Below are 17736 nucleotides of genomic sequence, written 5' to 3' on the forward strand. Positions count from 1 at the left end.
CCATCAGAAGTCGAAGAGGCGCGCGGGGTTGTCTGCGAGTATCGCCTGCCGCACCGACGCATCGTTCGTCCATGTGCCCAGCAGATTGAGCAGCACACCGGTATCGCGCGAACCGTCGGGAATGTGCGGCCAGTCCGAGCCCCAGATGACCTTGTGCGGCGCCGCCTCGATGATCCCTTTCGCCATGGGCGCGACCGCCTCGTAGCCTCGGTGCTTCGCAATGCGGTACGGCGCGCTGAGCTTGAGCCAACAGTTGCCGTCGCGCAGGAGGCCGAGCAGGCGTGCGAAGTCGGTTTCCGTGAGACCGTCTTCTTCGAGCATATACCCCATGTGGTCGATCACGAATTCGGTCTGCACGTCGCCGAGGAACGGGATCAGGTTGCGTACCACCCAGCCCGGCGCGTAAAACTGCAGATGCCAGCCGAGCGATGCGCAACGCTTCGCCATGCGCGCGATGTACTGCTGGATCTCGGCGGTCGGCAGCGACGAGCGCGCAAAGAGGTCGAGGCGCACCGCGCGCACGCCCGCCGCATGGAAAGCGTCGAGCGTCGCCGCATCGGTGTCCTCTTCGATCATGACCACGCCGCGTGCGATCGGGCCCGCAGCGCGCAGCGCATCGATCATGCAGCGGTTGTCGGTGCCGTAGAAGCTCGGCTGCACGATCACGAAGCGCTCCAGTTGCAGCACGTTCATGAGCCGCAGGTAGGAGGCCAGCTTGCCATCCGGCAACGTGTAGTGCGGACGGGCCACACACGGATAGTCTTCCAGCGGGCCGAAAACGTGCATGTGCGCATCGCAGGCGTGCGGGGGCATGTCGAACGCGGGCAGTTCGAGCGTCGCGCTGTCGCGCATCGGCGTGGAAATCAACGGGGTTTCGGTGCTGTTGGCCATAGTGGATTTTGGCGAGAGGTTTTCGGTTAATCGGCTGTGCGTGCCTGCGCAACCCGTTGCCGCAGTGCGGCGAGAAAGAGATCGGTGTCGATACCGGCGAATATGAACGGCGCCGCGCCCTCGGCGCGCAGCGAGGCCAGCGCCTCGCCCTCGGGCATACCACCCACCAACGCCACCTTGCCGTGGCGCCGCGCCGCTGCGATCACGCGCCGGCAGGCATCAAGTACCTCGGGATGCGTGGGCTCGCCGGTATGGCCCAGGTCGGCGCAAAGGTCGTTGCAGCCCAGCGCGACGACATCGACCCCTTCGACAGCGGCAATCGACTCCGCGGCTTCCACGCCGGCACGACTTTCGATGAGCACCTTGAGCGCGGTGGCCGCGTTCACGCGCGCATTCATTTCCGGCACAGGCAGCGCGGCGTAGCCCACATGCGGCAGCGTCGCGATCTGCGAGCGCTGTCCCAAGGGCGCGAAGCGCGTGGCGGTCACCGCCGTCTGCGCCTCGTGCGCGCTTTCCACGCGCGCCACGATGATGCCCAGCGCGCCGCCGTCCAGCACGCGGTTGATGGTCCCGTAGTCGCGCTCCGGCACGCGCACCCAGGGCATCAGGCCCAGGTCGAGCGCACACGCACACATTTGCGCCACGCTATCGACCGGCAGCGCGCTGTGCTCCATGTCGATCCAGATCGTGTCGTAGCCCGCGGCCCTGGCCCAGCGCACCACGTCGGGCGTGCGCGAGCCGCGAATACCGAGCGCGAGCACCTTGTGACCGCCCCGCAAACGCGCGAGCAGTTCCGCTGCGTCCATGTCGTCTCCATTCATTCGTCTCGTTGGAGGAAAGTATGGCCGACGCGAACGATTTCATTTATTCTCTAAAACCAAGTTATTGATTTGTCTTTCATATCAATGAACCTGCGCCACCTCGAGTATTTCGTCGTGCTCGCCGAGGAACTGCACTTTCGCCGCAGCGCGGAACGGCTCGGCATCACCCAGGCACCGCTCAGCCTCGCGATCCAGGCGCTCGAAGCCGATCTCGGCGCGCGCCTCTTTCATCGCACGCGCCGCGAAGTCGCGCTCACCGAAGCGGGGCTCGCCTTGCTCGAAGACGCGCGCGCGATCCTCGCCCGTGTCGAGCATGCGAGGGAATCGGTCTGGGAAACGGTGAGCGGCGACGTGGGGCGCCTGCGCGTAGGGTTCACGAACGCCTCCTCGCTCTCGCCGATGTTTCCGCGGCTCATCCACGCGTACCGCACGCGCCGGCCGAAGGTGAACATTTCGCTCATCGAACTTTCTTCGGCGCGGCAACTGGAAGCGATCGGCGAACGCGAACTCGACGTGGGTCTGCTGCGCGCCCCGCAGGCCGGCGTACCCTCCGGGCTCGTGCTCACGCCGCTCTACACCGAGCCGCTGCTGCTGGCCGTGCAGTCGCGCCACCGGCTCGCCAAGGCCAAACGCATCTGCCTTGCCGATCTACGCGACGAGCCTTTCATCGCCTATCCCCGTTCGGCAGGCGTGGCCGTACATGAGCAAACGCTCGCGCTGTGCGCGAAGCGCGGCTTCGAGCCGAACGTGCTGCAGGAAGCGCAGCAGGCCTCCACGTTGATCGGCCTCACGGCCACGGGACTCGGCGTGGCGCTCGTGCCCGCCTCGCTGCGCGCGATCACGGTGCCGGGCGTGGTGTTCCGCACGCTCGAGGACGAGGACACCTGCACCACGCTTTACGTCGCCCACCGCTATGGCGATGCCAACGCACGCGTCGCGCAGTTTGTCGAGCTCGCACACTCGCTGCAATGAAGTGCTGCTTCAGGATCGCGGACTAGCCCTCGGTCATGGTCGCGGGGTTCCGTCCGGGGGTTGTGCGGAGGGATCGGGTGTCGCTTCGCGCTCCAGCACCGCCTCCTCGCCGCCCCTGGCCTCTTCCGCGGCCCGCGCTTCCTTCACGCGTGCGACGATGGCGGGATGAGCACGCCGGATCGCCAGCTTCCACGCGTCGCCCAGCTCGCGCGAAATCGCATCGTAGACTTCCTTAGAAATCGAACGCTCCTCGTACATGGCCACGATGCGCTCGCGGCCCTCGCGCAACGCATAGAGCAGCAGCATGCGCTGTTCGAGCACGTCCGCAGCATGTCCGAAACAGAGCCGCACTTCGTCCAGCGCCTTCTCGACGAGCGCAATGCGCGACTTGAGAATCGTCGTGAGCAACGCGGAAAGACGCTCGCCCAGCAGCGGCTTCAGGCTCTCGTCGTTGAATGCGATCAGTTGATGGAGCACCACGCGCCGGCACATGAGCAGCTCGAAGCGGTCGGCGAGCGCATCGGCATAAGGCTGCTGGATATGCAGCCAGCGGTGCGCGAGTTGGGCGAGCTTCATACCCGGCGAATACGCGAGTATCAGGCGCGCCGCACGCTGGTAGCCTACGCGGCCATTCAGGCGCGATTCCTCGATCATCGCCTCGGTGTTTTGCATCATCGCGTCGAGATTGTGGATCGTGATGATCCCGCTGCCGTACTGCGGGATCAGGTCGCGCTCTTTCGCCGCCAGCGTGACGAGGCCGATGGCGAGCCGCTCGCGCTCGGTCAGCGCGGCTTCGATATCGAATGCCGTCGTGCTCAGGTCGATGCTGCGGCGGTAGGTCTCGCAGGCCGCGTCGGCTTCATCCGTCGCGATGCGGAACGTGCGTGCCGCCGCGTGAACCTGCGCCGACACGGCGATCGCCGAAAGCCGCACCGCCTGCTGCTGCAATGCCTGCTCCTGCGGCGAAAGCAGGTCCAGCTTCAAGCGCCGGATCAGCAGTTTGAGCGAGGTGCCGTTGACGACGAGGCTCACCAGCACGAAGCCCGTCGCGAGGATTGCCACGAAGCGGCGCGTGCTCTCGGGCAGTGCCGTGTTCTGCGCAAGGCCGAGCGCGAGCACGAGGGTGACCGCACCGCGCAGCCCGCCCCAGGCGATAACGAGCTTGTAGGCAGCGCTCACGGGCTCGGTCAGGCGCAAGCGGGAAAGCAGCGGCAGCATGCCGAACACCACCACGAGCCGCGCGATGAACGCCGTCGCCACGACCACGGCGAGCGCAACGAGGTCGAGCCAGTGGGCCTCGCGCAGCGTGCGCGGAATCTGCATGGCGGCGAGCAGAAAGATGGCGGCGCCCGCCATGGCTGCAATCTGCTCCCAGATCAGTTGCAGATGCAACCAGTTCGAGGGAGAGAGGCGCGTGCGCCCGAGGCCGCTGATCACGAGCCCCGCCGCCACTACGGCGACCACGCCGGACACGTGCAGGGTCTGGTCGGCGAAGAGGTAGAGCGGATACGGCAGCGCGAAGCTCAGCGAGACCTCGGCTTTGCCCTCGCCGCCCAGCAGCGGCAGGAGCCACGCGAAACAACGCCCGGCGAGCGCACCCGCCAGCAGGCCGCCGCACAGGCCGATGCCGAGCGTGCGCAATGCCGCGCTACCCGTCGCTGCGGCCGCATCGCCGGTGAGGGCCGCGATCAGCACGCTCGCGATGGCGATGGCCGCGGCATCGTTGAGCAGGCTCTCGCCTTCCACGAGGCGCACGAGCCGCGCGGGCGCTCCCACTTCGCGAAACACGGCGAGCACGGCCGAAGGGTCCGTGGTGGCGATCATGGCGCCCAGCAGCAGGCCGTCGGTGAGCGGGCCAAGACCGGTCAGGCGGATCCCTTCGCCCACCATGCCCGTCGTGACGAATACGGCCACCACGGCGAGCAGCAGAATGGGCGCTGCGTCGCCCATCATTTCGCGCACGTTCACGCTGAGCGCCGCCTGAAAAAGCAGCGGCGGCAGAAAGATCCAGAGGTACGCTTCGGGCGCGAGCTGCGGCGAAAGCGCGGGCGTGACGATGCCGGAGACGAGATCCGGCCACGCCTCGCCGCCCAGGAGGTAGGCGCCGCCCAGTGCGAAGCCCCATGCGGCCAGCAGCACCGATTCGGAGATCGCCCAGCGCACGCTCACCGCTTGCACGAGGGCGATGCTTGCGAGCAGAAAACCGCTCAGGAGAAGGATCTGAATGACCATCGTCGGCGCGCCGATGTGTCCATGGCATCCGTTAGATTCGAACGCCGGCGGCAAGCCAGGCCGGCACGTCGTTACAGCGCAAGTCCCGGGCAATACGCCGGCTGCGGCGAGCGAGAGGCCAAGACCGGAATCGCGGTCACGCCGCCGGCAGCCAGACCACGGTCAACGACTTCACGCCCTGCGCGCCCTGTATCAGCACGCCTTCGATATCGGCCGTTGCCGATGGTCCCGTCACCAGCGCCGCGTAGCGCGCGCTGCGAAAATCGTCGCAACGGTACGCGTCCTGCAGGCCCGCCACGATCTGCGCGGGGTCGAGCAGCACGACCAGATGCTGCACGATATAGCCGAGCGCGTTCACGACATATTCGCGCTCGCTCAGCCAGACCGAACCCGTCTCCGCAACGGCGAAGCGTGCCCGCACCACCCCCACATCGACGTTCTCGAGCGACGCGGGCGGCATCTTCGGATCGAGTGCGAAGGTGCCGGCCACTTCGGGCACCGCCGAGGCGATTTGCGCCTGCGCGCCGAAACGCTCGTGGATCAGCGGCAAAACTGCATCGGCGGACGCGACCTGCGCCTCGCGTCCGCCCATCAACGCGAGCGAGGCGACGAAACGCTCGCGCAGATCGCCCGGCGGCGTATCGAAACACGGCACCTCGGGCAGATCGAGCGCGGCGGGCTGGGCGGCGCGCACACGCGCAATGAACGCCTCACGATTGGCCACGGCTGCCTCCCTGGCGATTCTTCTTGTACCACGCGTGGAACGTCGTGGCCGGCGCCTGCGGCAGATCGCGCTGGCGCCCCCAGATATTGAGCGGGTTATAGAGCATGAAGTTGGGCAGGCGGCGCAACGCGCCTTCGAGCGACGCCACTGCGCCGCGATAGAGCGTGGGGCTGCCCAGCAGGCGCCCCGCCATCTTGAGCACCTCCTGCTTGACGAAGGGCACTTCGTGCTGCGCGGCGATCACCTGGCGCCACTGGTAGATCTGCTCGTGAATGTTGATTTTCACGGGACACACGCTGGTACAGCTCCCGTTGAGCGTGGAGGCGAACGGCAGCGCACTGAAGCGCTTGAGGTCGAAAGTCGGATTGATGATCGCGCCGATCGGTCCTGCGTAGGTGCTGCCGTACGAAAGGCCGCCACTGCGCCGGTACACGGGGCACGTATTCATGCACGCGCCACAGCGGATGCATTTGAGCGATTGCCAGAAGTCGGGCATGGCAAGCCGCTCCGAGCGGCCATGATCGACAAGGATGAAGTGCAGCTCCGCGCCCTCGCGCGGCGCGCGGAAATGCGACGTGTACTGCGTGATGGGCGAGCCGAGCGCACTGCGCGACAACATGCGGATGAACACACCCAGGTCCGAGATGCGTGGAATCAGCTTCTCGATGCCGAGCGAGACGATATGCAACGGCGGCATGTTCGCCGAAAGATCGGCGTTGCCCTCGTTAGTGCAGACGACCACCGTACCCGTTTCCGCCACGGCGAAGTTGCAGCCCGTCATGCCCGCGGTCTTCTCGCGCACGAACCACGGCCGCGTGTTCATGCGCTGGCTCTGCGCGAGGTAGTGAATGTCTTCGTTGTGCGGGTCCGTGCCGATCGTGCGGCTGAAGACCTCGGCCACGTCGCCGCGCAGCTTGTGCACGGCCGGCACGACGATATGACTGGGCGGCTGGCCGTCGAGCTGCTGGATGCGCTCGCCGAGATCCGTTTCCATCACCGCGATGCCGCGCGACTCCAGATACGGGCGCATCTCGCACTCGTCGGTGAGCATCGACTTGCTTTTCACGAGCCCCGTCATGCCGCGCTCGCTCAATAGCCGGTACACCGTTTCGTTGTGCTCTTCGGCCGTATCGGCAAAGTGCACCTGCACACCGTTCGCCTCGGCCTGGCTCACGAACTGCTCGATGTAATCGCCGAGCTTCGAAAGCGTATGGGCCTTGATGGCCGAGGCGAGCGAGCGCAGCGTCTCCCATTCGGGAATCGCGTGTGCCTGCGCGTCGCGCTTCGAGCGCAGATCCCAGAGCCGTTTGTCGTGAAAGGCCACGTGCTCGGGGTGCGAGAGAAAGCCGCTCGCGAGCTTCGCATGTTCGACGCGCTTCATTCGCGGGCTCCGTTGAGCACCTGGGCAATATGGATGAAGCGCACGTCGGCGCTCATGCGCTCGGCGCAGCCCTGCTGGTGCATGAGGCACGACATGTCGCCCGAAACGATGTACTGCGCGCCCGCGCCGACATGATCGACCACCTTGTCCTGCCCCATGCGCACCGAAACGGCCTCCTCCGTCACGGCGAACGTGCCGCCGAAGCCGCAGCACTCGTCGGGACGTTTGGGCTGCACGAATTCGATGCCCTTCACGCCGTCCAGCAGCGTGCGCGGCTTCGAAAACGCGGGACCGGCGATTTCCGATATCGAAGCTTCGTGCAGGTGGCGCAGCGCGCTGCAGCTGTTGTGCAGACCCACGCGCCAGGGAAATTCCGCCCAGGGAAAGTCGCGGGCGCCGAGCACGTCGTGGAGGAATTCGACGAGCTCCCAGGTCGACGCCCGGACCTTGCGCACCTCGTCGGTCTGCTCGATGGCGGTGAGATGGTCCCGCACATGGTTCACGCAGCTCGCCGAAGGCCCGACGATATAGTCGTAGCCCGCGAACGCGCGCACGAACACGCGCTCCGCGCCGGCGGCTTCGGCCTGCGCGCCGCTGTTGGCCATGGGCTGGCCGCAGCAGGTTTGCTCCGGCGGATAATCGACTTCACAGCCGAACCGCTCCAGAAGCTCGAGCGTCGCGATGCCCACTTCGGGGTAGAACGCATCGATGAAGCATGGAATGAAAAGGGCGACTTTCATGCAGTGGCTCGTACCGGACGAAGGACGCGCTCATTCTACTGCCGATCGCCGCGTTTACGACCCCAGGCTGCACACGCGCCACGGCGCCGCCCTTCGGCGGCTTCAAGGCTTCCGGCATCGGCCGCGAGCACGGCCGCGCGATTATCGATGCCTATAAGGAAACGAAGGCCATCTGCATCGCGTATTGAGCGGGCCCCGGCGTGGGCAGGCGGGCGCTCGGTGCTAAACTCCGTGCTCGATACGGGGGCTTGCACCGGGCAGGCCTTCATTGCGCCTTCAACCTGTTCACACCATGTATCTGTCCATACTCGCCGTCGGCATCGGCGGCGCACTCGGCTCGCTGTTCCGCTGGGTGCTCGGCCTGCGCCTGAATGCACTCTTCCCTTCGCTTCCGCTCGGCACGCTCGCGGCAAACGTGATCGCGGGCTACGTCATCGGCGTGGCCGTGGCGTTCTTCGCGCGCATGCCCGAGGTGCCTGCGGAATGGCGCCTCTTCGTCATTACGGGGTTGATGGGCGGTCTCTCCACGTTCTCGACCTTCTCCGCCGAAGTCGTTTCGCACCTGCAGCAAGGCCGCATCGGCTGGGCGCTCGGCGAAATCGCGATACACGTGTGCGCTTCCGTGCTCATGACGATCCTCGGCATCGCGACTGTCACGGTCGTGATGCGCTGAACGCGCTGAACAAGCGGATCGTCGCGATGAAGAACGGGCGGCGCGAGCGCGCCGCCCGGGCGGCTCGGGCTCAGCCCAGCGCCGGACGCCGGTAGCCACCAGGCAGCCCCTGCTTCGTGAACACCCACTGCCAGAGCTGGATGTCCCGCGCACGGAACGCGCCGGCGCACGACAGCAGGTAGTAGCGCCACATGCGGTAGAAACGCTCTCCCATCTCCGCTTCGAAGCGCGGCCATGCCGCTTCGAAATTCGCATGCCAGGCCATCAGCGTGCGATCGTAGTCGGCACCGAAATTGTGCAGATCCTCAGTGACGAAGAGGCCGCCCGAAGCGTCCGCGATCTGGCCGATGGTCGGCAATTCGCCATTCGGGAAGATGTATTTGTCGATCCACGCATCGGGCGTGGTTTCGCGGCGGTTCTTGCCGATCGTGTGCAGCAGGAAAATGCCGTCGTCCACGAGGCAGCGCTGCGCCACCTCCATGTACGTGCGGTAATTCTTCGGGCCCACGTGCTCGAACATGCCCACGCTCGCGATACGGTCGAACTTCTCGTCGAGCAAGCGATAGTCCTCCAGCCGGAATTCGACCGGCAGGCCCTTGCAACGCTCGGCGCCGAGCGCCGCCTGCTCCTTCGAAATCGTCACGCCCACGCACGAGACGCCGTAGCGCTCCGCGGCGAACTGCATGAGACTGCCCCAGCCGCAGCCGATGTCGAGCAGGCGCATGCCGGGCTCGAGCCCGAGCTTGCGGCAAATCATGTCGAGCTTGGCTTCCTGCGCCTCATCCAGCGTCTTCGCGCCGCCCGACCAGTAGCCGCAGGTATAGGTCATGCGGCGGTCGAGCATGGCCTCGTAGAAGGCGTTGCCGATGTCGTAGTGCTTTTGCCCCACCTTCCACGCGCGGCGCGCGGTCTGGCGGTTCATGAGGCGCGCTTTCAGCGCGTGGAAGACGAGACGCGCGGGATCGATCCGCTCGTCCAGATGCGCCCGCAACACGTGCGCGAAGAATTCGTCGAGCCGGTCGCAGTCCCACTGGCCGTCCATATAGGCTTCGCCGAGACCCAGGTTGCCTAGCGCGAGCACCCTCTCCGGCACGTGCGGATCGTGGATGCGCATGTCCCACTCGCGCGTGCCGTTGAGCTTCACGTCGGCATGCGCCAGCAAATCTGCGGCGAAACGCCAGGCCGCCGAACCGGTGGCCTCGCGGGCGGAATGAACTGCTTCGAGATCGGGCGTTGCCATACGTGCTCCGTATCAACTGAACGAACCCTGCCATGAACCGTGCTGCAAACCCTTATGATGCACCTGGTCAAAAAATCCTGCAGGAAACCCGTCAGGCCCCTTCGGCGTGGGCCATAATCGTTGGTTGACCGATCCGCGCTGCGCGCGCGGGCGCCCCCTCACCCGGGAGAACTCATGGCTTACGACCCGAACAATATTTTTGCGCGCATCCTGCGCGGCGAACTTCCCTGCATCAAGGTCTGCGAGAACGAGACCACGCTCGCGATCATGGACGTCATGCCCCAGGCGGACGGCCACGTGCTGGTGCTGCCGAAAGCGCCGGCCGAAGAGATCTACGAACTGCCGGTGGAAGCCGGCGCGGCGGCAATAGAGATGGTGCAGAAGGTGGCCGTGGCGGTGCGCACGGCGCTCGCACCCGAAGGCCTGCTGATCGCGCAGTTCAATGGCGCGGCGGCGGGACAGACCGTGCCGCACGTCCATTTCCACCTCATTCCGCGCCGCGAAGGGGAAACGTTGCGTCCGCACGCACGTGAAATGGCGGACATGGCGAAGCTCGAAGCCATCGCCCAGCGCATCCGCGCGGCGCTCTGAAGCGTCGCGGCCGAGGCGGCTGCCTGCCCCGCGCGGGCAGGCAGCGGGACACTCAGACACCGTCGAACTGGGCGAAATCCTCGAGCGGCACGCGCGCTGCACGCCACTGGTTGATGGGGGCGGCACTGTCCTCGTAGCCGATAGCCATGCCGCAGAACAGCATGCGCTGCGGCGGCAGCGCGAGAAATTCGCCCACCGTCTGCGGATAGCGCGCCCAGCATTCCTGCGTGCAACTGTGCAGACCGGCCTCTCGCAACAGCAGCATCACCGTCTGCAGGAACATGCCGAGATCGGCCCATTGCGGCGCCCCCATCTGCCGGTCGACGCTGCAAAAGAGCGCGAGCGGCGCGTCGAAGAACGCGTAGTTGCGCGCGAACTGACGCAGCCTGCCGGGACGATCGTCGCGCGTCACGCCGATGCTGCGATACAGATCCTCGCCCACCTGATAGCGTCGATCGCGATACGGCGAGGAAAGCTCGCGCGGATAAACATCGTATTCGGCCTGCTCGCCCGCGGGCGCCTCGACCACGCGGGCGGCCATGATGGCCTTGAATCTCGCGAGCGACTCGCCGCCTAGCACATGCACGCGCCACGGCTGGAGGTTGCCGCCCGAAGGCGCACGCGCCGCGCGCGAGAGCACAGCGCGGATCACGGCCGGATCCACGGGATCGGACAAGAACTGCCGCACGGACTTGCGGCTTTCGACTGCTTCGCTGACCTTCAAGCGCACCTCCCCGTTCCAGACATGAAAAACGCCGGGCGAACCCGGCGTTTTTCATTATGAAGGACAGTCGCTGCGGTTGCAGGCGCTCAGCCCACGCGCATCAGAACTTGTGGCGGATGCCGACGGCCACGAGTTCCTGCGTATCGGTGCCCGAACTCACACCGAAGTCGCCGATCGACGCCTGCGCCGCCACCGCCTTGCCGTTGGTGCCGAGCGTATGGCCGCTGGCCTTCTGGTAACCGGCGAGCGCGTAGAGCTCGGTGCGCTTCGAGAGCGCGAAGTCGCCGCCCAGGTTCACCTGGTTGTAGTGCGCCGAAGCCGGCCCCGTGAGCGACGTGTAGTTGTAGCCCACGCCCGCGCGCAACGCCGGGGTGAACTGGTAGTTCACGAAGGCCGAACCGTTGTTGAACTTCGCCGTCTCGTGGAAGGCCGAGAACGCGTCGCTGCCGTACTGCGTATTCGAATACGCGAGACCGAACGTAACCGCGCCGATCGCATACTCGCCGCCTGCGCGCACGATCTGGATGGAGTTCGCGCTGGCGAAGCCCTGGTTGATGACCGTGTTAAACAGGCTGTCCGAACTGCTGGTCCAGGTGCGCACGCCCGACGTGAGCGTGTTGCCGCCATTGGCGAAGAAGTAGCCGGCGGCGAGCGAGAGCGGACCGTTCGCGTAGCCTGCGCCGAAGCTGTACGTCTGACCGTTGCCGGTCGCGCCCGCGACGCCGCCGAGGGCGTACAGCGCTTCGAACTGCAGGCCGGCGATCAGCGGGCTCGTGTACTTGAGCGAATTGCTCACGCGCAGGCTGTTGTCGTAGTTGTCGAGGTCGCCGGGCGTGCCGAACACGCCGCCGAACGGACCGTCTTCGGTGAGCGGCTGCACGAGATCGACGAGCGGATCGTACTGGCGGCCGAGCGTGAGCGTGCCGAACGTGTTGCTGGCGAGGCCCACGATGGCCTTGCGGCCGAACTCGCGCGAGCCCTGGCCGAGCGCGCCGGTGCCGACGTTGAAGCCGTTTTCGAGCTGGAAGATCGCCGAGAGACCGCCGCCGAGATCTTCGGTGCCCTTGAGGCCCCAGCGGCTGCCCGAGAGGTTGCCGCTGCTGAACTTCACGAGCGTGGACTGGTTCACGCCGCCCGTGCCTTGCGCGTTGTGCACGTAGGCGATGCCGGCATCGACGATGCCGTACAGGGTGACGCTGCTTTGCGCGTGGGCGCCGGCTGCGGCAAGAGCCAGGGTGGTGGGGATAGCGAGACGTGAGAGCGCTTTCATGCGGGTTCCCGTAGTGTTTGTGTTGTTGAGCCAGTCAGGCGGCAACGATACGGGAAGGCCGCGGGGGGACGGAACAAAGGAATTCTGCGTTGCTTATATGGGGGAGGTTTTTTTTGCTTCGGCGTGGGTGGCGGGGTACTGCTGGCGCTGGTTTCCCCTCGCGCCTGGACTCTGCTATAATCTGCCTCCCGCCGGAGAGATGGATGAGCGGTTTAAGTCGCACGCCTGGAAAGCGTGTATAGGTTAATAACCTATCGGGGGTTCGAATCCCCCTCTCTCCGCCAAAAAAACTAAGCAGACCGTTGGGCCGCCGGCACGTCGTCGATGCCGAGCACGTCCAGCGAGGCCGCACGGCATTCGGCATTCGCGCAAAACAGCGCCAGGACGTCGCCGGAAGCCGCGGCTCCGACAATCGCGCGAAGAATAACACCCGCCTCGGACGGCTCATCAATCGCCGCAGCGTGGATGCGCCCGCCGGTATGCAGGTCGCTCAGGTCGACATCGTCGCGATAAAGCGTGTAATCGCGAAGCACGACGACCAGCTCTTTCCCTTCGATAGTGCACGTAAAGCGATCCGGGTTCGGTCCCGGAATCTGATCGCATTCGGATTCCATGTTGGCCTCGGGCTCGGGGACGGTGTCGCCACGGAAGATCCGCGTGGCGCCTGCTGCCGCGAGAACGAAGATAGCACGACACAATTCCTCCGCGGCAATCGCCTGCACGATAACACCTCATTTTGCACAGCCGCGCTCAAACACAGCCCGCGGAAAAGCACACTGCTCAACCCACGAAACAGAGTATCCCTAAGGATGCCGAATATAATCCACCAGCGCCATCGTATAAGCATCCGGCCGCCGATCCATAAGACTCACCCCAATAGCCACAAGAAAACCCGCCGGCACCCCAAACACGCCTGAACTGATCGGCTCGATCCCAAACCACCTGCCCCCTTCAAATCCGGTCAACTGCGTAAAGAACGGATAAGTCGCGACAATGTAATAAACGCACACCGCCAGCCCTGCAACCATACCCGCCACGGCCCCAAGCCGCGTAGTCCGCTTCCAGAACACCCCCAGCACGAGCACCGGAAACAGACTCGAAGCCGCCAGCGAAAACGCCGCGCCCACGAGAAATAGGATATTCCCGGTATTGAGCGAAGCGACCCACGAAGCAAACAGCGCCACCCCCAGCAGCAGAATCTTCGACATCGTCACGCGCCGCTGGCTCGAAGCCTCCGGATCGACCATGTGGTAATACACGTCGTGCGAGAGCACGTTCGAGATCGTGAGCAGCAACCCGTCGGCGGTGGAGAGCGCAGCCGCAAGCGCCCCGGAAGCAATCAGCCCGGACATCACATACGGCAACCCCGCAATCTCGGGGGCCGCCAGCACGACCATATCGGGCTGCATCTGGATATCGCCCCAGCGCACCACGCCGTCGCCATTCACGTCGGCAATGGTGATGAGATATGACTCGATGCGCCGCCATTGCATGATCCAATGCGGCAGATCGTCGATGCGCTGCCCCACCAGATGCGAAAGAATCTCGTACTTGATGAGCACCGCCAGCACCGGCACGGTCAGATAGAAGATCGCGACGAAGAAAAGCGTCCACCCCACCGAACGCCGCGCGGAAGCCACTGAAGTCGTCGTGTTGTAGCGCGTGAGAATATGCGGCAGGCTCGCAGTGCCGAGCGAGAGGCACAGCAGCAGCGAAAGGAAATTGCGCTGGTGAATGCGCCGCGCTTCTTCGTTCTCGGCGGGAAACGGCTCGTGCATGGGCACCGGTGTCGCTGCGCGCGCGAGCAGGTCGTCGCGCTTTTGCGTCCACACCACGCGCGCCGCCTCCGGGTCGTGCGGGAACGCTGCCAGTTCGCGCTCGCGCGAATCGATCTCGCGCAGCGAACCGTTGTGGCGGCGCAGGTTCGCGAGTGTCTCCGTAAGGCGGTTGCGCTCTTCCGTATACGACTGCGGCAGCGCATCGAGCCGCGACTGCCAGAGCGCCGCGTCCTGCCGGTATTCGTCGCGCACGCTCTGCTCGGCACCGGAGTCGCGTACGTTGCCCTCCAGCGTTTCCACCCGCTCCATCAGGTGACCATAGTCGAACTGCGGCAGCCAGCTCAGTCCATCTCGATGCGCGATCAACGAAACGGGAATCAGGATCGCCGCAATCAGGATGATGTACTGCGCAACCTGCGTCCACGTCACCGCGCGCATGCCGCCCAAAAACGAACACACGAGTATGCCCGCGAGCCCGCAGAAAATGCCGATGGCGAAATCCACGCCGATGAAGCGCATCGCAATCAGTCCCACGCCCTGGATCTGCGCGACGAGATAGACGAACGAGCAAAGGATGGTCGCGAGTACGGCGAGCGCACGCACGAGGTTGCTGGAGAAGCGCGTGCCGAGAAAATCGGCGATCGTGTAGCGCGCGAGTTTGCGCACGTAGGGCGCGAGCAGGAACGCGACGAGGCAGTAGCCACCCGTCCAGCCCATCATGTAGGCGAGTCCGTCGTAGCCGCTCGCGTAGAGCGAGCCCGCGAGGCCGATGAACGAAGCCGCCGAAAGCCAGTCGGCCGCCGTCGCCATGCCGTTGAAGAGCGACGGCACGCGGCGCCCCGCTACGTAGTACTCCACGAGATCCGAGGTGCGCGACAGCAGGCCAATCACGGCATACACGGCGATCGGCACGAACAGGAACACATAGCCGATCCACATGCCGGGGCCGGTGACGAGTTCGATGCGCCACATCACGTACACGAAGGCGAGAAAGCCGAGCGTGTAGAGCGCATACGAGCGGATCAACCGATGCGCCAGCCTCATCGTTGCTGCGCCTTGCTGGCTTCGCGGATCGCGAGGTCGGCTTCGAGCGCAGCCTGCAGTTCGCGGTCGGCGCGCTGCATCAGCAGGATATAGACGGCAACCAGCAGCACGTACACCAGAATCGCACCCTGCGCGCCGACGTAGAACGGCAGCGAGAAGCCCGCGAAGCGCACGTTCGCGAGTGGGCGCGCAAAGAGCGGCACGACGAACGAAACCATGAAGCCGATCGTCATGAGCACCGCGATCAGCGCCATGTTGAAGCGCCAATAGCGCCGATGCGCGAGCGCCATCGCCTCGCTGACCGGCGGCGGCTCAGGCAAGGGATTGACGTTGTGCTGGGGTGTAGGGTGTGGCGCGGCCATGCGCCTATGTAGCAAAAACACGCAGGGCCGGCAATTGGGAAGAACCGCGGGGAAGAGCTAGCAGGTAGTTGGAGCACTTCCATGACGCGGCGCCACGAAGGCCACCGCGTCATGCGTCCTGACTCGAAAACCGGCCGCTGCCGGGTCTGGACATTACAGCGACTCGCCTAGCTGATCGAGAATCGCCGGGTTTTCGAGCGTGGAGACGTCCTGGGTGATCGCCTCGCCCTTGGCGAGCGAGCGCAGCAAACGCCGCATGATCTTGCCCGAGCGCGTCTTCGGCAGGTTCTCGCCGAAGCGGATGTCGCGCGGCTTGGCAATCGGCCCGATCTCCTTGCCCACCCACGCGCGCAGTTCGTTGGCGAGCTTCACGGCATCTTCGCCTTGCGGGCGCGTGCTCTTGAGCACGACGAACGCGACCACGGCTTCGCCCGTCGTGTCGTCGGGGCGGCCCACCACGGCCGCTTCCGCGACGAGCGGGTTCGCCACGAGCGCCGACTCGATCTCCATCGTGCCGAGGCGGTGGCCCGAGACGTTCAGCACGTCGTCGATACGGCCCATGATCGTGAAGTAACCCGTCTCCTTGTCGCGCACGCTGCCGTCGCCGGCCAGATACAGCTTGCCGCCCAGTTCCTCGGGGAAGTAGCCCGACTTGTAGCGCTCGGGCTGGCCCCAGACGTTGCGGATCATCGAGGGCCACGGGCGCTTCACCACCAGAATGCCGCCCTGCCCGTTCGGCACGTCCTGGCCGGTTTCATCCACGATCGCGGCCATGATGCCCGGCAGCGGCAGCGTGCACGAACCCGGCACGAGCGGCGTCGCGCCCGGCAGCGGCGTGATCATGTGGCCGCCGGTTTCGGTCTGCCACCAGGTATCGACGATCGGGCAGCGCGAGCCGCCCACGTTCTCGTAGTACCAGACCCAGGCTTCGGGGTTGATCGGCTCGCCCACCGTGCCGAGTATGCGCAGCGAAGACAGGTCGTAGCTCTTCGGATGCACCTTCGCATCGGCTTCCGAGACCTTGATGAGCGAGCGGATGGCCGTGGGCGCCGTGTAGAACAGCGTGACCTTGTGCTTGGCGATCATGTCCCAGAAGCGGCCCGCGTTCGGGTAGGTCGGCACGCCCTCGAACACCACCTGGGTCGCGCCGATCGAGAGCGGGCCATAGGCGATATAGCTGTGGCCCGTGATCCAGCCGATATCCGCCGTGCACCAGAACACGTCGGCGGGCTTGTAGTCGAAGGTCCACTTCATGGTCTGCGCGGCCCACAGCAGGTAGCCGCCGGTGCTGTGCTGCACGCCCTTCGGCTTGCCCGTGGAGCCGGACGTGTAGAGGATGAAGAGCGGATGCTCGGCGCCCACCGGCACCGGCGGGCAGGTCTCGCTCTCGGCGTCGGCCAGTTCGTGCATCCAGTAGTCGCGGCCTTCGTGCCACGCGACCTTGCCGCCGGTGCGCCGGTAGACGATCACGCTCTTCACGGCTTCGCAGCCGCCCATCGCGATCGCTTCGTCGGCGATGTTCTTGAGCGGCAGCGCCTTGCCGCCGCGCATCTGCTCGTCGGCCGTGATGAGCGCAACAGCGCCCACGTCCACCATGCGTTCGTTGAGCGACTTCGACGAGAACCCGCCGAACACCACCGAGTGCGTCGCGCCGATACGCGCGCAGGCCTGCATGGCGACGATGCCTTCGACCGACATGGGCATATAGATCACCACGCGGTCGCCCTTCTTCACGCCGCGCTTCGTGAGCGCGTTGGCGAATCGCGAGACGCGTGCGAGCAGGTCCTTATAGGTGACGTTGGAGACGGTGCCGTCGTCGGCTTCGAAGATCACGGCCACGCGCTCGCCGTTGCCGGCTTCGACGTGACGGTCGAGGCTGTTGTACGAGGCGTTGAGTTCGCCGTCTTCGAACCATGTGTAGAACGGCGCCTTCGATTCGTCCAGCACCTTCGTGAACGGCTTGTGCCACGTCAGGGTTTCGCGCGCGAGGCGCGCCCAGAAGCCTTCGTAATCGCGCTCGGCCTCGGCGACGAGCGCCTTGTAGGCATCCATGCCGGACACGGTGGCGTTCGCCACGGCTTGTGCGGAAGGCGCGAAAACGCGGCGCTCCTGAAGAACCGATTCAATCGCAGACATCGACAACCCCTTGGTGAAGATGAAACGTAAAACGTGTGGGCGCGCGCCGCGCTTCAGTCGCGGACCGCGCACCGTCTCCATGCCGCGTCGCCCGGCCGCGTGCCCATATGGGCCCGGCAGGGCGGCGGCGCTGTTGTTCCTGCTGCCCGCACCGGCT

Annotated in this window: 16 protein-coding genes, 1 tRNA gene and 1 pseudogene; 5 read left to right on the plus strand and 13 right to left on the minus strand. The window is 65.5% G+C overall.

Annotated elements, in window-relative coordinates; all coding sequences use genetic code 11:
• Positions 1 to 3: 3 nt before the first annotated feature.
• Positions 4 to 891, minus strand: a complete 888-nt coding sequence (locus U5760_RS03575) for an amidohydrolase family protein (protein ID WP_322009633.1) — start codon at positions 889 to 891, stop codon at positions 4 to 6.
• Positions 892 to 917: 26 nt separating this feature from the next.
• Entirely contained in the window at positions 918 to 1697 is a 780-nt protein-coding gene (locus U5760_RS03580; protein ID WP_322009635.1) for an HpcH/HpaI aldolase family protein, read from the minus strand.
• A gap of 84 nt (positions 1698 to 1781) precedes the next feature.
• On the opposite strand from U5760_RS03580, the gene U5760_RS03585 reads away from it, so the two are divergent.
• A complete protein-coding gene (locus U5760_RS03585; protein WP_322009636.1) occupies positions 1782 to 2684 on the plus strand; it encodes a LysR family transcriptional regulator in 903 nt (300 codons plus the stop codon).
• A 33-nt stretch (positions 2685 to 2717) separates the two neighbouring features.
• Here U5760_RS03585 and U5760_RS03590 read toward each other — a convergent pair whose 3' ends face one another.
• From U5760_RS03590 to U5760_RS03605, 4 genes are all read right to left on the minus strand, one after another.
• Entirely contained in the window at positions 2718 to 4916 is a 2199-nt protein-coding gene (locus U5760_RS03590) for a cation:proton antiporter (protein WP_322009637.1), read from the minus strand.
• Between the two features lie 136 nt (positions 4917 to 5052).
• On the minus strand, positions 5053 to 5640 hold the full coding sequence (locus U5760_RS03595) for a LutC/YkgG family protein (protein WP_322009640.1): 588 nt from the start codon (positions 5638 to 5640) through the stop codon (positions 5053 to 5055).
• Positions 5627 to 7021: a lactate utilization protein B gene (locus tag U5760_RS03600; protein ID WP_322009642.1), complete on the minus strand. Its 1395-nt coding sequence runs from the start codon at positions 7019 to 7021 to the stop codon at positions 5627 to 5629. The genes U5760_RS03595 and U5760_RS03600 overlap by 14 nt, the downstream gene beginning before the upstream one ends.
• Positions 7018 to 7761, minus strand: a complete 744-nt coding sequence (locus U5760_RS03605; protein ID WP_322009644.1) for a (Fe-S)-binding protein — start codon at positions 7759 to 7761, stop codon at positions 7018 to 7020. The genes U5760_RS03600 and U5760_RS03605 overlap by 4 nt, the downstream gene beginning before the upstream one ends.
• 83 nt (positions 7762 to 7844) lie before the next feature.
• On the opposite strand from U5760_RS03605, the pseudogene U5760_RS03610 reads away from it, so the two are divergent.
• Together U5760_RS03610 and crcB are read left to right on the plus strand one after the other, a co-directional pair.
• Positions 7845 to 7949: pseudogene (locus U5760_RS03610) on the plus strand (aldehyde dehydrogenase family protein); the annotation flags it as partial.
• A gap of 104 nt (positions 7950 to 8053) precedes the next feature.
• Complete coding sequence (gene crcB / locus U5760_RS03615; RefSeq protein WP_322009645.1) at positions 8054 to 8434, plus strand: fluoride efflux transporter CrcB; 381 nt, start codon at positions 8054 to 8056, stop codon at positions 8432 to 8434.
• A 70-nt stretch (positions 8435 to 8504) separates the two neighbouring features.
• Here crcB and cfa read toward each other — a convergent pair whose 3' ends face one another.
• Positions 8505 to 9674, minus strand: coding sequence for a cyclopropane fatty acyl phospholipid synthase (gene cfa, locus U5760_RS03620; RefSeq protein ID WP_322009647.1), 1170 nt, complete (start codon positions 9672 to 9674; stop codon positions 8505 to 8507).
• Between the two features lie 174 nt (positions 9675 to 9848).
• Between cfa and U5760_RS03625 the strand changes: the two genes are divergently transcribed.
• A complete protein-coding gene (locus tag U5760_RS03625) occupies positions 9849 to 10265 on the plus strand; it encodes an HIT family protein (RefSeq protein ID WP_322009648.1) in 417 nt (138 codons plus the stop codon).
• A 52-nt stretch (positions 10266 to 10317) separates the two neighbouring features.
• On the opposite strand, the gene U5760_RS03630 is transcribed toward U5760_RS03625, so the two are convergent.
• Both U5760_RS03630 and U5760_RS03635 read right to left on the minus strand, forming a co-directional pair.
• A complete protein-coding gene (locus U5760_RS03630; protein ID WP_322009650.1) occupies positions 10318 to 10989 on the minus strand; it encodes a nitroreductase family protein in 672 nt (223 codons plus the stop codon).
• Positions 10990 to 11089: 100 nt separating this feature from the next.
• Entirely contained in the window at positions 11090 to 12259 is a 1170-nt protein-coding gene (locus U5760_RS03635) for a porin (protein WP_322009652.1), read from the minus strand.
• Positions 12260 to 12452: 193 nt separating this feature from the next.
• Between U5760_RS03635 and U5760_RS03640 the strand changes: the two genes are divergently transcribed.
• Positions 12453 to 12543: transfer RNA gene (locus U5760_RS03640), tRNA-Ser, on the plus strand.
• Between the two features lie 6 nt (positions 12544 to 12549).
• Here the strand turns inward: U5760_RS03640 and U5760_RS03645 are convergent.
• From U5760_RS03645 to acs, 4 genes are all read right to left on the minus strand, one after another.
• Complete coding sequence (locus tag U5760_RS03645; RefSeq protein ID WP_322009653.1) at positions 12550 to 12981, minus strand: hypothetical protein; 432 nt, start codon at positions 12979 to 12981, stop codon at positions 12550 to 12552.
• An 81-nt stretch (positions 12982 to 13062) separates the two neighbouring features.
• The gene (locus U5760_RS03650) at positions 13063 to 15081 is read right to left on the minus strand and encodes a sodium:solute symporter family protein (RefSeq protein WP_322009654.1); all 2019 of its coding nucleotides are present in this window, start codon (positions 15079 to 15081) and stop codon (positions 13063 to 13065) included.
• A complete protein-coding gene (locus tag U5760_RS03655) occupies positions 15078 to 15443 on the minus strand; it encodes a DUF4212 domain-containing protein (RefSeq protein ID WP_322009656.1) in 366 nt (121 codons plus the stop codon). The genes U5760_RS03650 and U5760_RS03655 overlap by 4 nt, the downstream gene beginning before the upstream one ends.
• A gap of 153 nt (positions 15444 to 15596) precedes the next feature.
• Positions 15597 to 17579 (minus strand): acetate--CoA ligase, encoded by a 1983-nt coding sequence (gene acs, locus U5760_RS03660; protein ID WP_322009658.1) that lies wholly within the window; start codon positions 17577 to 17579, stop codon positions 15597 to 15599.
• Positions 17580 to 17736 lie beyond the last annotated feature (157 nt).

This window comes from Paraburkholderia sp. J12 (assembly GCF_905220215.1).
Lineage (GTDB): Bacteria > Pseudomonadota > Gammaproteobacteria > Burkholderiales > Burkholderiaceae > Paraburkholderia.

What these genes read in the sequence shown, in the direction of transcription:
- U5760_RS03590 (WP_322009637.1), bottom strand. Translation starts at nt 4,916, where the DNA reads ATGGTCATTCAGATCCTTCTCCTGAGCGGTTTTCTGCTCGCAAGCATC.
- U5760_RS03655 (WP_322009656.1), bottom strand. Translation starts at nt 15,443, where the DNA reads ATGGCCGCGCCACACCCTACACCCCAGCACAACGTCAATCCCTTGCCT.
- U5760_RS03600 (WP_322009642.1), bottom strand. Translation starts at nt 7,021, where the DNA reads ATGAAGCGCGTCGAACATGCGAAGCTCGCGAGCGGCTTTCTCTCGCAC.
- U5760_RS03580 (WP_322009635.1), bottom strand. Translation starts at nt 1,697, where the DNA reads ATGGACGCAGCGGAACTGCTCGCGCGTTTGCGGGGCGGTCACAAGGTG.
- acs (WP_322009658.1), bottom strand. Translation starts at nt 17,579, where the DNA reads ATGTCTGCGATTGAATCGGTTCTTCAGGAGCGCCGCGTTTTCGCGCCT.
- U5760_RS03575 (WP_322009633.1), bottom strand. Translation starts at nt 891, where the DNA reads ATGGCCAACAGCACCGAAACCCCGTTGATTTCCACGCCGATGCGCGAC.
- U5760_RS03605 (WP_322009644.1), bottom strand. Translation starts at nt 7,761, where the DNA reads ATGAAAGTCGCCCTTTTCATTCCATGCTTCATCGATGCGTTCTACCCC.
- crcB (WP_322009645.1), top strand. Translation starts at nt 8,054, where the DNA reads ATGTATCTGTCCATACTCGCCGTCGGCATCGGCGGCGCACTCGGCTCG.
- U5760_RS03635 (WP_322009652.1), bottom strand. Translation starts at nt 12,259, where the DNA reads ATGAAAGCGCTCTCACGTCTCGCTATCCCCACCACCCTGGCTCTTGCC.
- cfa (WP_322009647.1), bottom strand. Translation starts at nt 9,674, where the DNA reads ATGGCAACGCCCGATCTCGAAGCAGTTCATTCCGCCCGCGAGGCCACC.
- U5760_RS03625 (WP_322009648.1), top strand. Translation starts at nt 9,849, where the DNA reads ATGGCTTACGACCCGAACAATATTTTTGCGCGCATCCTGCGCGGCGAA.
- U5760_RS03650 (WP_322009654.1), bottom strand. Translation starts at nt 15,081, where the DNA reads ATGAGGCTGGCGCATCGGTTGATCCGCTCGTATGCGCTCTACACGCTC.